Origin of the sequence: Virgibacillus sp. SK37 (assembly GCF_000725285.1) — a bacterium.
GTDB lineage: Bacteria > Bacillota > Bacilli > Bacillales > Amphibacillaceae > Virgibacillus_Q.
On the sequence record NZ_CP007161.1, the window covers coordinates 17,066 to 32,121 of the forward strand.

Genomic DNA, 15,056 nt, shown 5'->3' on the forward strand with positions numbered 1-15,056 from the left:
GTAAGTAGACCCGGCTATGTACCGTTAATAACTGTGAGCCGGAAGAGTTTTTCTCTTCAACAAGGGTGGCAACGCGGGAATTATACTCTCGTCCCTATTTATTATATAGGGACGGGAGTTTTTTGTTTTTGATTTTGAGTAATGAGGCGAGTCTAATGAACAAACCGAGCAAGCGTTGTAGCAAATGTGTCCAATAGAGCGAGTCTAATGGACAAAACCAGCAGGACTCGCAGCAAATGTGTCCAATAGAACGAGTCTAATGGACAAAACCAGCAAGAATCACAGCAGTTCTGTCCAATAGAGCGGTTGTAATGGACAAACCGAGCAAGAATCATAGCAGTACTGTCTAATAGAGCGGTTGTAATGGACAAACCGAGCAGTAATCACGGCAGTTCTGTCCAATAGAGCGGTTGTAATGGACAAACCGAGCAAGAATCATAGCAACTCTGTCCAATAGAGCGAGTCTAATGGACAAAACCAGCAAGAATCCCAGCAGTTTTGTCCAATAAGAATATATTTCAATAGTATACCTATACAAATAAAGGAGGAATTAATTATGTTAGACATGAAGTATTTAAGAAATAATTTTCAAGAAGTAAAAACAAAGCTGGCACATCGTGGAGAGGATTTAACGGAGCTTGATAAGTTTGAAGAGCTTGATACAAAGCGAAGAGAGCTAATTTCCGAAACAGAAAAGTTAAAAGCAAAGCGGAATGAAGCTACCAAACAAATTTCTGCATTAAAAAAAGAGAAAAAAGATGCGGAACATGCCATTAAAGAAATGCGCAAGGTTGGCGATGAAATTTCTGCACTTGATAAACAGCTAAAAGAAATTGAAGAACAATTACAGCATATGATGCTATCTATTCCAAACATCCCTCATGAAAGTGTACCAGTCGGAGAAGACGAAGAGGACAATATTGAAGTGCGTAATTGGGGTGTGGTGAAGGATTTCGACTTTGATGTCCAAGCACACTGGGATATTGCGACAAACTTGGATATTCTTGATTTTGAAAGAGCAGGAAAGGTAACTGGAAGTCGCTTCGTATTCTACAAAGGACTAGGCGCCAGACTGGAACGTGCATTATTAAACTTTATGATGGATTTGCATGCAGATGAGCACGGCTATGAAGAAATGCTTCCACCGCAAATTGTGAACCGTACAAGCATGACAGGCACAGGCCAGCTTCCAAAGTTTGAAGAAGATGCATTTAAACTGGAGGAATGGGATTATTTTATGGTCCCAACTGCAGAGGTACCGGTGACCAACTTCCATCGTGATGAGATTTTTAAACCAGAAGAGCTACCTAAGAAGTATGTAGCTTTCAGCAGCTGTTTCCGTTCTGAAGCGGGATCTGCTGGACGGGATACACGTGGATTGATCCGTCAGCATCAGTTCAATAAAGTAGAACTTGTTCATTTTGCAAAACCGGAAGATTCTTATGAAACATTGGAGACACTTACTGGAAATGCAGAGAAAGTGTTACAGCTATTAAACCTTCCTTATCGCGTAATGAGTATGTGTACAGGTGACCTTGGATTTACAGCCGCTAAAAAATACGACATTGAAGTATGGATTCCGAGCCAGAATACGTACAGAGAGATTTCTTCTTGCTCTAACTTTGAAGATTTCCAGGCCAGACGCGCAGGTATTCGTTTTCGAAGAGACGCAAATGGTAAGCCGGAATATGTTCATACATTGAATGGCTCTGGACTTGCAATTGGCCGCACAGTTGCAGCGATCTTAGAAAATTATCAACAAGAAGACGGTTCTGTTATTGTGCCTGCAGCTTTACGAGCATATATGGGTGGAAAAGAAATAATTAAATAAAAAAATGTTTGACAAATTTTAAAATTGATAGTAAAGTCAATATCATACTAAATTAAATAATAAAAAAACTTCTTATTCAGAGAGGTGGAGGGAATTGGCCCTTTGATACCTCGGCAGCGGACTTTTATAGTACTGTGCCAAATCCAACAAGCAACAGCTTGGAAAATAAGAAGAGTTTTGGTTCGTTATATACAAATCTCTTCTTATTTCATAAGGAGGGATTTTTGTTTTTTTAGAGTAATGTTGCTGGATGTACGATGTGTGGTACGAACAGCAAAAAAATTTAATAGTTATACTTCTTATCCAGAGAGGTGGAGGGACTGGCCCGACGATACCTCGGCAACGGACTGATTTAGTACCGTGCCAATTCCAGCAGGCGTATGCCTGAAAGATAAGAAGAGCATGTTCCTAAATGCCTCTTCTTATCTCCGAAGAAGAGGCATTTTTATATTTTAGAAGGAGGAAGAAAATGATTACATTTGAACATGTGACAAAAATTTACGATGGGGCCGCACAGGAAATTAAGGCATTGGATGATGTCAATTTACATATTGAAAAGGGAGAGATTTATGGAGTTATTGGTTTTAGTGGTGCCGGAAAGAGCTCGCTGATCCGTTGTGTAAACTTATTGGAACGCCCAACTTCAGGAAAGGTGACTGTGAATGGCCAGGACTTACTCGCACTTTCGCCAAAGGAGTTGAGGGAAGCAAAACGGAATATTGGGATGATCTTTCAACATTTTAATCTGTTAAACTCTAAAACTGTTTTTACTAATGTAGCGATGCCATTACTTTTATCTAATACACCGAAAGAAGAGGTTAACAAACGGGTCAGTGAATTATTGGAGTTTGTTGGTTTAGAAGACAAAGCAGATAGTTATCCAGATCAGCTATCTGGCGGACAGAAGCAAAGAGTAGGAATTGCAAGAGCCCTGGCAACACAGCCTTCTGTCCTTTTATGTGATGAAGCAACTTCAGCACTTGATCCGGAAACGACGAATTCCATATTAAAGCTTTTAAAGAAAATTAATCAGGAGTATAACATTACTATTTTGATTATCACTCATGAAATGGGGGTTATCCGAGAAATTTGCGACAAAGTAGCCGTACTAGACGGTGGGAAAGTAGTTGAAGCAGGTTCTGTGTTTGAGGTATTTTCACAGCCAAAAACGGAAGTAGCTCACAACTTTGTAAGCTCCGTTATGCATGATGATATACCAGAATCCGTATATCAGCTTATTCGGGCACAGGATGAGTCCCATCAAATCTACCGGATCGTATTTATTGGTGAAGCAACCGGAGCCCCACTACTTTCACAAATAGCAAAGCAATATGATGTAGAGGTTAATGTATTATTCGGTAGTATTACCGAATTACAAGGAACTCCATTTGGGAATTTAATTGTTAAATTTGCGGGAGAGGAAAAAGAAATCCAGCGGGTTATTATGCATATTCATCAACAAAAAGTAACTGTAAAGGAAGTGTTGGGCAATGTTAGTTGATTGGCAGCAAATCATAGAGGCATTATGGGAAACTGTAGCAATGGTGAGTTTTTCTTTACTGTTCTCTGTCGTTATTGGTTTACCTCTTGGCATTCTACTTGTTATTACTCGAAAAGGACATCTATGGGAAAACAAACATGTATTTAATCTATTAAACGCAGTCGTAAATATTTTTAGATCCATCCCTTTCATTATTCTGATGGTAGCTGTTATCCCGTTTACCCGCTTAGTTGTAGGCACTTCTATTGGTACTGCCGCTGCAATTGTCCCAATGGTGCTTTATGCAGGACCATATATAGCCAGGTTAATTGAAAATTCATTGTTGGAGGTTGACCCTGGAGTGATGGAAGCAGCACAGGCAATGGGCGCAACACCTAGACAGATAATTACACGCTTTCTCATTCCGGAAGCCTTAAGCTCGCTATTACTAGGAATCACGATTGCAACCATTGGTCTTGTAGGTGCATCGGCTATGGCTGGAGCTGTTGGTGGTGGAGGTCTGGGAGATTTGGCAATAACGTTTGGTTATCAGCGGTTTGATACAACTGTCATGCTGATTACGGTTGGTATTCTTGTCGTTATGGTCCAAGGATTACAGTCATCAGGAAATATTTTATCAAAAAAAATAAGAAGAAGATAAACATAAAAGGAGAGAACAAACATGAAGAAATTTGGTCTATTTTTATTACTTTCATTCGTAACCCTTGTTATTAGTGCTTGCTCGAGCGGCGAGGCTGCTACAAAAGTAAAGGTAGGTATTAGTGGTTCAGATACAACCATTTGGGATTATGTTGCTGAAAAAGCCAAGGAGGAGGGGATAGATGTTGAAATTGTTCGATTCTCTGATTATGTGCAACCAAACATGGCACTAGCTGAAGGAGAAATTGATGCAAATGCTTTCCAGACCGTTTCCTATTTTGATGCATTTATTAAAGAGCATGAATTGGATTTAACACCTATAGCCACTACGGTTATTGCCCCAATGGGATTATATTCCGAAAAGCATGATCGTGTCGAGAGTATTCCTGAGGGAGGAACGATTGCATTACCAAATGAAGCAACGAACATGGGTCGTGGATTACTGTTATTACAGGATGCAGGTTTGATCAAATTGGAGGAAGACTTCGATGGAAATGGCTCGCTAGATAAAATTGTTGAGAATCCTAAAAACTTAAAATTTGAATTGTTAGTTGCAGGGCAAACACCGAGAGTATTACCAGATGTGGATGCTTCTATTATAAACAATGGGATTGCTGTAGATGCTGGCTATAGTCCACTAGAGGATTCCATCTACCATGAGGATGAGACAGCGACACCATACATTAATATTATTGCTGTACAGGAAAAAGACAAAGATAATAAAACACTTAAAAAGCTAGCTGAGATTTATCAAACAGAGGATGTAGCAGATTTTATCATTGAAGAACGTGATGGTAATTCCATTCCAACCTTTGTTCCATTAAGTGAAATCGGACATTAATTTAAAAGAAAAGGTAGAGGTGAAAAAAATGACAGTACTAGCAAAGAGTTTAGAAGAAATTAAAAAACGCATTTCTGAAAATATTGAGGAAAATAAAGAGCGTTATATTCAAACAAGTCATGCCATTCATGATCGTCCTGAAATAGGTAATGAAGAATATTTTGCTTCAGAACAATTAGTTAACATTCTTGTTGAAGAAGGATTTCTGGTTGAAAAAGGTGTAGCTGGTCATGAAACTGCTTTTCTGGCAAGAAAAAAAGGAATACTCGATGGGCTGACAATTGGTTTCCTAGCTGAATATGATGCCCTACCGGAAATAGGTCATGCGTGCGGTCATAATATTATTGGTACAACGAGTGTGGCAGCTGCGGTTGCTTTAAGTAAGTTTATTGATGAAATAGGAGGAGAGCTTGTCGTACTTGGCACGCCTGCAGAAGAAGGAGGACCAAATGGAAGTGCAAAAGGAAGCTTTGTAAAAGCTGGATTAGTCAAAGATCTGGATGCAGCTATTATGCTTCATCCAGGAGCGGATACAAGTCTGACTGGCCCTACCCTGGCTGTTGATCCATTGGACTTTGAATTCTTTGGGAGACCTGCTCATGCTTCTGCACATCCTGAAAAAGGAATAAATGCATTGGATGGCGTATTACAATTATTTAACGGTATTAATGCATTACGACAGCATGTACCATCAGAGGTACGTATCCATGGTATTATCACAGATGGAGGCGATGCTCCTAATATTGTACCAGCATATGCCAAAGCAAAATTTTATTTGCGTGCTGCCTCCAGACCTGTCCTTGATGAAGTAACTAAAAAGGTAAAGGCAATTGCCGAAGGAGCTGCTTTGGCTACTGGTGCGACTGTAAAAGTAACGGCCTTTCAAAACGAGGTAGACAACTTTATACTTAACGATTCTTTCGATCAGGTATTCAAAGGAGTGGTTGAAGGATTAGGGGAAAAGGTTAAATTAGAGAAAAAAACAGCCCTCGGTTCCACTGATGCAGGTAATATAAGTCAAGTTGTTCCAACGATTCACCCACACATTAAAATTGGGTCTAGTGACTTAATTGGACATACAGTGGAATTTAGGGAAGCTGCACGATCAGAAAAGGGTGACCAAGCTTTAATTACTGGTGCAAAAGCAATTGCACTGACAATTCTTGAGCTGCTTACGAATAAGGAAATATATTCTAAAATTAAAGATGAGTTTGATAAAAGAACAAAGGAAGCATAGATATTCTTAACAAGCTAATATAAAGGGGGTGAAGAGGTGGAAGAAACAGCATTCCACCTCTTGACTTTGTATAGAAAATTAAGACTTTCTTTTACGGATAAAAAAGTTCTTAAAAATAATTGACAGTAAAAATAATGCATGATATATTATATCTTGTCGTCACGGAGGTATACCCAAGTCTGGCTGAAGGGATCGGTCTTGAAAACCGACAGGCGGGTCAAACCGCGCGGGGGTTCGAATCCCTCTACCTCCTCCATTTTAACTAAGCGCATAAATTTTGGAGATATGAAAAACCGTTACATTTGTAACGGTTTTTTTAGCGTTTAAATATGTATTGTGGTTATTCAGTGATTCGGGAATTACACTGGCTCTTGTAACCGGAGGTGTGAAAGAGTCCCACTAAAGCGGAAATCAATGGGTCCCCCCACTTCCTTAAAATGCGATATACTCTAGTTCGCACTTTCCACTTACTCCGAATGAACACAATACGTTTCACCTCAACATTTGTCATAGATCCTTTTTAGTCAAATAAGAAAAAGGACGGCAATCCTCTACTCCTCTTCCTTTATAAAAGGTGTTAATAATCCCATAGGAAGGTGGAAATTTTCGTTGTTCACCTGCAGAACTTGTAGCTCACGATCTTGCTGTGTTTCTTTAATATGATTTACTTCTTTATGCAGCCGTTCCATTCTGTGATCAAGCTCAGAAGCCACCTTTGCTGCATCAACAAGCTCCTTTGTTAATCTTTCTGGTATTTCCTTATTATATTTATAATAAATTTTATGTTCTAAGCTTGCCCAAAAGTCCATGGCCACTGTTCGAATTTGAATCTCCACAAAAACTTCTTCTTTTCGATCAGACATATAAACAGGAATAGAAACAATTAAATGCAAGCTTTGATAGCCAGTTGGTTTTGGATGTTTGATATAATCTTTTAATTGGATAAACGTAATATCTTTTTGTTGCTTTAACATCTCACTGATCCTGTATATATCAGAGATAAATGAACATACAATACGTATGCCAACAATGTCTTGGATATTCTCTTTAATAGATGGCAGTGTAATTTCTAAGTTTTTCCGGTACATCTTTTTCAAGATGCTTTCTGGCGATTTAAGCCTTGTTTTTATATGTTCAATAGGGTTGTATTCATGAAAGTGCTGAAATTCTTCCTTCAATATATTCAGCTTCGTATTCATCTGATCCAATCCAAATTTATATGTCATCATAAAACGGGTCATTTCATTTTTGACGTTTATTAGTTGCTGGAGATTTTGATCACTCACTCATATTCGCCTCTTCCATTCCGATGTTACTTTTACTCTTCTATAGTAGCTTATTTTCCTTAATTTTGCATGCATGCTTGACATTTTTCATTACAACGCTTATATTACATACTTATACAAGTAAATAAACAAACGATGATCAGACCAGTAATACATTGTTCGATCGAAAGAGATTGGAATTCACCGGCTGAAAAATTCCATCGAAACAGACATGTATGAACCTACCTGGGAGTTGTTAGATTAAACCTAACCACAGTAAGCTGTGTTATCAATAAAAGTCGGGCATGTTTATGCATGTCAAAATAGGTGGTACCGCGGAAATCTTTTCGTCCTTATATTAAGGGGATGAAGGGATTTTTTTTATTTTAAAATCAGGAGGCAAAGTTATGACTAAAAAAATAGCATTCATCGGAGCCGGGTCAATGGCAGAAGCTATTATCTCGGGGATTGTTAAAGCAAATATCTTTAATAAAGAAAATGTCATCGTCACAAATAAAAATAATAAAGAACGCATAGAAAGATTAGAAGAAAAATATCAGATCCACAGTATTGTAGATAAAGAAAAGGTAATTGAAGGAACAGACTTCATTATTCTGGCAACTAAGCCATATGACTTGGATGTAGCGGTAGAGTCGATCAGACCTTATATTCAGCCAGAGCAAGTAATTATTTCTGTAATTGCTGGCATATCTACAGACTATATTAGTAATTTGGTGGGTAATGATGCACCAGTCATTCGTGCAATGCCGAATACGTCTGCATCTATCGGATTTTCAGCAACTGCAATCGCAGCTGGTAAGCATGCTACAGAAATTCATGTCAAAGAAGCAGAGGCCCTATTTGCAACGATTGGTACGACGGCAATTGTAAAAGAAGATGAGATGCACATTGTGACAGGTATTTCCGGAAGTGGACCTGCATATATCTATTATCTGGTTGAGGCAATGGAAAAGGCTGCGGTTGAGTCGGGATTAAATCCTTCTACCGCTAAAGCGTTAATTACCCAGACCGTTTTAGGAGCAGGCGAAATGTTAAAGTCTTCCGGGGAATCAGCGGATGTATTGAGAAGGAAAATTACGAGTCCAGCCGGAACGACACAAGCAGGTATTGAAGCATTACAAAGGAATGACTTTCAACAAGCGGTAATGGAATGTGTGAAAAGCGCACATGACCGATCAGTCGAGTTGGGTAAGAGTGAGTGACTAAGCTGGATTAAAGGATAATTACTCTATTTTATCAGCTATTTAAATGAGGGTTTTACTAAAATAAGTGCTTTTATTTTCTCTATTTCGGGGTATGCTAGTCCTGTTAAACCATGATACAATACAGATATAGGCTATGCTTATTATTTGATAATATTTGGTCTTATAATGAAACGTTATAATAAGATTGGTCTACTAATGGAGGTGAAAGCAATGGGAATAGGCAGTATAGGTGTTCCTGGCTTGATTCTTATTATTATTATAGCTCTCATCATCTTTGGTCCAAAGAAGTTACCAGAGATCGGAAAAGCAGCAGGTCAGACATTGCGTGAGTTTAAAAACTCAGCTAATGACTTAATGAGCGATGACGAGACGAATAGCAAGGAAAAGAAGGATGTTAAAGAAGATACTTCAAATCCAAAAGAGGGTAAATAATAATAGCTGTTTGATGTAACAGGATTTTCCTGTGTATCAAACAGCTTTTTTATCAGCGTATTTTAGTTTTATTTAGTCCTTACATGAACAACCCAGAGGACCTATAGCAACTTCCTCTAGAGGACTTGAGGCAATGAACCATTTTTTATCGTATGCTTTCCCGTGTTTTCCAGCGTCTGGATTGTTGAATAAAATGGCCAATCTTTTCGAGAATTGGTTCTACGGAATTTTTCTCTTTCATTAAATCATAATCAGAAATATTTATTCTAAGAATAGGACAGGCATTAAAGTTGTCGATCCAATTTTGATAACGGGTATACATTTCTTCCCAATACGCTATGGGTGTATTCTTTTCCATTTCTCGTCCGCGCAATTGAATGCGTTGCATCACTTCATCAAATGAACCCTCTAAGTAAATAAGCAGGTCTGGATGCGGAAAGTAGGGTGTCATAACCATTGCTTCAAATAAATTCGTATAGGTCTCATAATCTGTCTGTGACATCGTTCCATTGTCATAATGCATTTTAGCAAAGATACCAGTATCCTCATAGATGGAACGGTCCTGAATAAATCCGCCCCCATACTCAAATATCTTCTTTTGTTCTTTAAAACGTTCTGCAAGGAAATAGATTTGCAGATGAAAACTCCAACGTTCAAAGTCGGCATAAAACTTCTCCAAATAGGGATTCGTTTCCACCTTTTCAAAGGAAGTTTTAAATTGTAATGCTTCCGCTAAAGCATTTGTCATCGTTGATTTACCCACACCTACTGTTCCAGCAATGGTAATGATGCTGTCATTCGGAATGAGGTATTTATCTCTCAAATTCATTTTTTGTTCTCCTTTTAATTAAAATAGGATAAAAAGTATAAGATTAGGACTGTCTAGTGCTATTTCATTTTCTGGGTATTAATTTTGCTCATATTTTTATCAACAAGTGAGATAATTGCTTCAAGGTCATTCTGATAGCGGACAAAATCCATTTCATCTCCATTAATGCGGATAACTGGAATATCGGGATGCAGAATTTCAAATTCATTCATATAATCCTCATAATCCTGTGCCAATTGTGCTAAATAGGAAGGTTTAATATTTTGCTCAATATCCCTGCCACGTTTGTGAATTCGTTCTAAAATCGTATCAAGACTTGCATGTAAATAAATCATCATATTTGGAACAGGCATATCATCCGTAAGAATATGATAGATTTGTTCATATTTATCAATTTTATCAGCCTGAAGTGTTCGTTTAGCAAATATCATATTTTTTGATATATGGTAGTCGGCGATAACCGCCTTATTCTTTTTAAGGTATTTCTTCTTTATATCTTCCAATTGTTTAAATCTATTGCATAAAAAGAACATTTCCGTTTGAAAGCTCCACTCATCTATATCATCATAGAACTTACCGAGAAATGGGTTTTCCTCGACAATTTCTCTTAATAAATGGAAATCATAATGGACAGAAAGTTTTTTTGCAAGGGATGTTTTCCCAATACCTATTGGCCCTTCGATTGCCATAAAGAGAACTCCTGTCATAAAGACTCCTCCAATCCAATCCAAAATTAAAAAACAGATGTAAATTATTTTAACATATAAAAGTCCTAGATACCATTTGGTAAAGATTACTCTTTTCTTTTATGTCACCTTTTTGTATAATGAATAGTGCTGATAAAATAACAACACCCTTCTCTTACTTAAGTGACCATATCAAATGAGCCCCCGTAGCTCAGGGGATAGAGCATCGGTTTCCTAAACCGTGTGTCGCAGGTTCGAATCCTGCCGGGGGCGCCAATTCCAATACGTACTTCCAACCAGTTACCCAACCATCCTACTCATTATAAAAGATTTACCTTTCGTTTTTTAATTCTACTAATCTACAAATAGAAAGGATTGCAGCTATGAGTCTAACTAAAAAGATACTAATTGCTCTCGCTTTAGGGGTAATTGTCGGGATCGGTTTAAGCTTTTCATCTCCAGATCTATTTGAAGGAATAAATAAATATGCACTTGAGCCTGTTGGCCAGATATTCTTAAATCTCATCATGATGATTGTTGTGCCTATCGTATTTGTGTCTATTGTTATAGGTACTGCTGGGCTTGGTGATCCTGCAAAGCTAGGGAGAATAGGTATACAAACGATTGTATTCTATCTTGTTACCACTGCCATTGCCTTAAGTATTGGCTTAGGTGTAGGATACTTGCTGGAACCCGGAAAAGCAGGTGTTTTTGATACAAGTAATGCGGATTATTCAGCAGAATCCCCGCCACCAATTATGGAGACCTTGGTTAATATTATTCCATCGAATCCATTAGAAGCAATGACATCAGGAGATATGTTACAGATTATTGCATTTGCTATATTTATAGGTGTTGCCCTTGCTGTTCTGGGAGAAAAAACAGCTGGCATTTATCGTTTATTTGAGCAAGCGAATGATATTTTAATCTTCCTTGTTAATGGCATCATGAAAACGGCTCCATATGGGGCGTTTGCTCTTATAGCATCTGCAATTGGAGACGCAGGATTAGATGCACTCGGTTCGATGTTTATGTATATGGTTGCAGTTATCTTGTCCTTGATTATTCACGGTGCAGTTACCTACAGCCTTGCAATCAAGGGGATTGGGAAAGCTAGCCCACTGAAGTTTTATAAAGAATTTTTCCCGGCGATGTCTGTGGCCTTTAGTACGTCGAGTTCCAGTGCTACATTGCCAGTATCCATGAAGATGGCGCAAGAACGACTTGGTGTAAAAAAGTCTATCAGCAGCTTTGTTCAGCCACTTGGAGCAACGATTAATATGGATGGCACTGCAATTATGCAGGCAGTTGCTACCGTGTTTATTGCGCAAGTATATGCCATTTCATTGGGTTTCAATGATATTCTTATGATCATTCTTACTGCAACACTAGCAAGTATCGGAACTGCTGGTGTACCTGGGGTTGGTTTAATTATGCTTTCGATGGTATTAAAGCAAATTGGTCTTCCTGTAGAAGGGATTGCTCTAATTATTGGTGTAGACCGATTATTGGACATGCTCCGAACTTCTTTGAATATAACTGGGGATGCAACCTGTGCTTATATTATCTCAGAGCATGATAAACGATTAGAGAATAAAAAGAGTAAATCAAACATATAAATGAAAAGCCATGCTTCTCTAAGGAGCATGGCTTTTTTAATGTTCTACTATATATGTTTGGATTACTCATTAATTCGCAAAATAGAAATACTGCGACGTAACTAAGGATATAGAGGCTGCGTAAATCACCGCTACGGGGAAATATCCCGCTTTCCGCGGGCGGCTGATGAGCCTCGGGCCAACACGATGTTGGTCATGAAGGCGTTGCGACAGGACGTCGCGACTTTAGCCTTCCAACCTTTATACGCGTTCCGGGGTCTCATCGAGGCCTCTCCTCCCGCAGGACAAGGAAAGCTTCGTCAGCAAGACATCGCACGAAGAAAATGTGTATTTTCATTTTCGAGGAGTCTCCATATTTCCCCTTCGCTACTATTTCCTATTAAATCTACGAAGAAAAATTGCGTCCACATAGCTCCAGAATATGCTGTGTACGAATTGATTGGAGTGGAGGGCGGCGACTCCTGCCGGAATAGCATGAGGCGAAGACCCTGGACGGAGCGTAGCGGAGGAAGCGGCTGAGGCCATGCCGGCGGAAAGCGTCCGCCTGAAACGGAAATCAATGGGGCACTTATCCTCAAATATTTCACTGAGCTTTTCATCAATAAAGTTACGTCGCTGATCCCTCCTACTATGAATGACGAGGTAGCGTTTGAACCCTAACATATGCAATATAGCTTTTTTAAATAAACAAGGTTTATAGACTTTCTTACAGGGAAATTTTACTTAATGAATTATATTACTTTAAAATTGTCACAAAATATTCTAAAATAGAAATTAGTTACCTAAATGTTTTAACTATTTATAATTAACCGTTTGTTGGAATCGGTTTCATAATTAAGGATGAGGTGATTAGATGGATGTACAGAAAATACCGGCAAGAGAAGGAAATCATAATCTAAAAAACTATGAAAAAATGCGTGAACAGTTTTCTTGGGAAGATATGAAAAAGAATTTCTCCTGGAATGAAACAGGGAAAGTAAACATGGCTTATGAAGCAATAGACCGCCATGCAGAGAACCCGGAGAAAAAAGATAAGACGGCATTATTGTATTCCTCGCCTGAGCGTGAAGAGAAGCTCACTTTCTCAGATTTAAGTAAGCAAAGCAATCGGTTTGCAAATGTATTAAAAAAGTATGATGTGAAAAAGGGCGACAGAGTGTTTTTATTCATGCCAAGGAGTCCTGAGTTTTACGCTGCTTTCTTTGGTATTTTAAAAACAGGTGCAATTGCAGGTCCTTTATTTGAAGCATTTATGGAACAAGCGGTACGTGATCGTTTGCAGGATAGCGAAGCAACTGTACTTATTACGACACCTGATTTATTATATCGGGTGCCACAAGAAGATCTCCCAACATTGGAGAAAATCATTCTAGTTGGTCAAAATAATGAAAGTAGCGAACAATATATTGATTATCATGAGGAAATGAAATCAGCATCGGAAGATTTTGCTATTGAGTGGCTCGACTTGGAAGATGGAATGTTATTACACTACACGTCAGGATCAACTGGCAAACCAAAAGGTGTTTATCATGTTCATAATGCCATGATTCAGCATTATGCTACTGGTGAATGGGTACTGGACCTGGAAGAGGACGATGTGTATTGGTGTACTGCGGACCCAGGCTGGGTAACAGGAACGAGTTACGGTATATTTGCTCCTTGGCTGCATGGAGTTACCAATGTGGTGCGTGGTGGCAGATTTACACCTGATGACTGGTATGGCACGATTGAAAAATTCAAGGTGACCGTATGGTATACCGCTCCAACAGCGTTAAGAAAGCTGGTAAGTGCTGGTGAGGAAGCAGTGAAGAAGCATAATCTTTCTTCCTTAAGACACATTATGAGTGTTGGGGAACCATTAAATCCAGAAGTTGTAACATGGGGACTAAAAGCATTTGATTTACGTATTCATGATACGTGGTGGATGACAGAAACGGGAGCACAACTCATTGTTAATCTACCTTCCATGGAAATAAGACCTGGTTCAATGGGTAAACCTATTCCGGGTGTAGAAGCGTCCATTGTGGATAATGAAGGAAATGAAGTGCCACCAAATCAAATGGGTAACTTGGCTATTAAAGAAGGATGGCCAGCTATGATGCGTGCTGTTTGGAACAGACCTGAAAAGTTTGAAAGCTATTTTATTAATGGCTGGTACGTATCCGGAGATAGTGCTTACAAAGATGAAGATGGCTATTTCTGGTTCCAGGGACGCTTGGATGATGTCATCAATACATCTGGTGAGCGTGTTGGTCCATTTGAAGTAGAGAGTAAGTTAATTGAACATCCAGCTGTGGCGGAAGCAGGAGTAATTGGTAAGCCACATCCAGAACGCGGTGAAATTATAAAGGCATTTATTACGTTAAATGATGGCTATGAAGAGTCAGATGATCTGTTGGAAGAAATAAGGCAATTTGTTAAAACAGGCCTAAGTGCACATGCTGCGCCAAGGGAAATGGAGATAAGAGACTCCATTCCAAAAACCAGAAGTGGTAAGATTATGCGTCGCCTTCTAAAGTCTTGGGAGCTCGGCTTACCAACAGGTGATACGTCAACATTGGAAGAGTAATAAGGATAAAAAGAATGAAGAAAGCGTTGGTATTATACCAGCGTTTTTTTCTGTTTCTATGTGATTTAGTGAAGTCTTAGTTATTGCTAAAATACTCACACCATTTTTTATAACGGCGAACACTCTACTTCTCCAAACCCAAATCACTAGGTGTACATATCCCCTCTCCTGTTGAGTCCATAATTATGCTCAGCATCTATCCCATGTTGTAACTTATAATTGTAATTACATAGCGAAGAAAACATAATAGATTAATTCTCTTTCTGGCGTTCCATTAATTGTTTTTCATCTCTGATCGTATTATTATAGAGTGTATTGGAGTAAGCTAATTGTATAATAATGTCTAACAATGAAGAATTTTGTTTAACTATAAATGATTGA

12 protein-coding genes, 2 tRNA genes, 2 riboswitches and 1 other annotated feature (1 of these 17 cut by a window edge) are annotated in these 15,056 nt (G+C 38.7%); of the genes, 11 read left to right on the forward strand and 3 right to left on the reverse strand.

Going from position 1 to position 15,056, the window contains the following annotated elements:
- Positions 1–99 (forward strand) — a binding site (T-box leader) (it extends 127 nt beyond the left edge of the window).
- 457 nt (positions 100–556) lie between these two features.
- From serS to X953_RS00095, 6 genes are all read left to right on the forward strand, one after another.
- Positions 557–1,831 carry a serine--tRNA ligase gene (serS, locus tag X953_RS00070; protein WP_040953849.1) on the forward strand — a complete coding sequence of 425 codons (1,275 nt, stop codon included), beginning with the start codon at positions 557–559 and terminating at the stop codon, positions 1,829–1,831.
- A 69-nt stretch (positions 1,832–1,900) separates the two neighbouring features.
- Positions 1,901–2,003: riboswitch (SAM riboswitch) on the forward strand.
- A 124-nt stretch (positions 2,004–2,127) separates the two neighbouring features.
- Positions 2,128–2,229: riboswitch (SAM riboswitch) on the forward strand.
- A gap of 71 nt (positions 2,230–2,300) precedes the next feature.
- Positions 2,301–3,332, forward strand: coding sequence for a methionine ABC transporter ATP-binding protein (locus X953_RS00075; protein ID WP_040953850.1), 1,032 nt, complete (start codon positions 2,301–2,303; stop codon positions 3,330–3,332).
- Positions 3,322–3,972: a methionine ABC transporter permease gene (locus X953_RS00080; RefSeq protein ID WP_040953851.1), complete on the forward strand. Its 651-nt coding sequence runs from the start codon at positions 3,322–3,324 to the stop codon at positions 3,970–3,972. Before X953_RS00075 ends, X953_RS00080 begins: the two co-directional genes overlap by 11 nt.
- A 21-nt stretch (positions 3,973–3,993) precedes the next feature.
- A complete protein-coding gene (locus tag X953_RS00085) occupies positions 3,994–4,812 on the forward strand; it encodes a MetQ/NlpA family ABC transporter substrate-binding protein (RefSeq protein WP_040953852.1) in 819 nt (272 codons plus the stop codon).
- 28 nt (positions 4,813–4,840) lie between these two features.
- Complete coding sequence (locus X953_RS00090) at positions 4,841–6,049, forward strand: M20 family metallopeptidase (protein WP_040953853.1); 1,209 nt, start codon at positions 4,841–4,843, stop codon at positions 6,047–6,049.
- 163 nt (positions 6,050–6,212) lie between these two features.
- Positions 6,213–6,305 (forward strand) — tRNA-Ser (locus tag X953_RS00095).
- Positions 6,306–6,600: 295 nt separating this feature from the next.
- On the opposite strand, the gene X953_RS00100 is transcribed toward X953_RS00095, so the two are convergent.
- The gene (locus X953_RS00100; RefSeq protein ID WP_040953854.1) at positions 6,601–7,335 is read right to left on the reverse strand and encodes a GTP pyrophosphokinase family protein; all 735 of its coding nucleotides are present in this window, start codon (positions 7,333–7,335) and stop codon (positions 6,601–6,603) included.
- A gap of 386 nt (positions 7,336–7,721) precedes the next feature.
- Here X953_RS00100 and proC point away from each other — a divergent pair, with 386 nt between their 5' ends.
- Positions 7,722–8,537, forward strand: coding sequence for a pyrroline-5-carboxylate reductase (proC, locus tag X953_RS00105; RefSeq protein ID WP_040953855.1), 816 nt, complete (start codon positions 7,722–7,724; stop codon positions 8,535–8,537).
- A 213-nt stretch (positions 8,538–8,750) separates the two neighbouring features.
- Entirely contained in the window at positions 8,751–8,972 is a 222-nt protein-coding gene (gene tatA / locus X953_RS00110) for a twin-arginine translocase TatA/TatE family subunit (protein ID WP_040953856.1), read from the forward strand.
- Positions 8,973–9,117: 145 nt separating this feature from the next.
- Here tatA and X953_RS00115 read toward each other — a convergent pair whose 3' ends face one another.
- Both X953_RS00115 and X953_RS00120 read right to left on the reverse strand, forming a co-directional pair.
- Positions 9,118–9,801 (reverse strand): deoxynucleoside kinase, encoded by a 684-nt coding sequence (locus tag X953_RS00115; RefSeq protein ID WP_040953857.1) that lies wholly within the window; start codon positions 9,799–9,801, stop codon positions 9,118–9,120.
- Between the two features lie 59 nt (positions 9,802–9,860).
- On the reverse strand, positions 9,861–10,508 hold the full coding sequence (locus X953_RS00120; protein ID WP_040953858.1) for a deoxynucleoside kinase: 648 nt from the start codon (positions 10,506–10,508) through the stop codon (positions 9,861–9,863).
- Between the two features lie 179 nt (positions 10,509–10,687).
- Here X953_RS00120 and X953_RS00125 point away from each other — a divergent pair.
- The 3 genes from X953_RS00125 (at position 10,688) to acsA (ending at position 14,675) form a co-directional block, all read left to right on the forward strand.
- Positions 10,688–10,763 (forward strand) — tRNA-Arg (locus tag X953_RS00125).
- Positions 10,764–10,870: 107 nt separating this feature from the next.
- Entirely contained in the window at positions 10,871–12,106 is a 1,236-nt protein-coding gene (locus X953_RS00130) for a dicarboxylate/amino acid:cation symporter (RefSeq protein ID WP_040953859.1), read from the forward strand.
- Positions 12,107–12,959: 853 nt separating this feature from the next.
- Positions 12,960–14,675 carry an acetate--CoA ligase gene (gene acsA, locus X953_RS00140; protein ID WP_040953861.1) on the forward strand — a complete coding sequence of 572 codons (1,716 nt, stop codon included), beginning with the start codon at positions 12,960–12,962 and terminating at the stop codon, positions 14,673–14,675.
- Positions 14,676–15,056 lie beyond the last annotated feature (381 nt).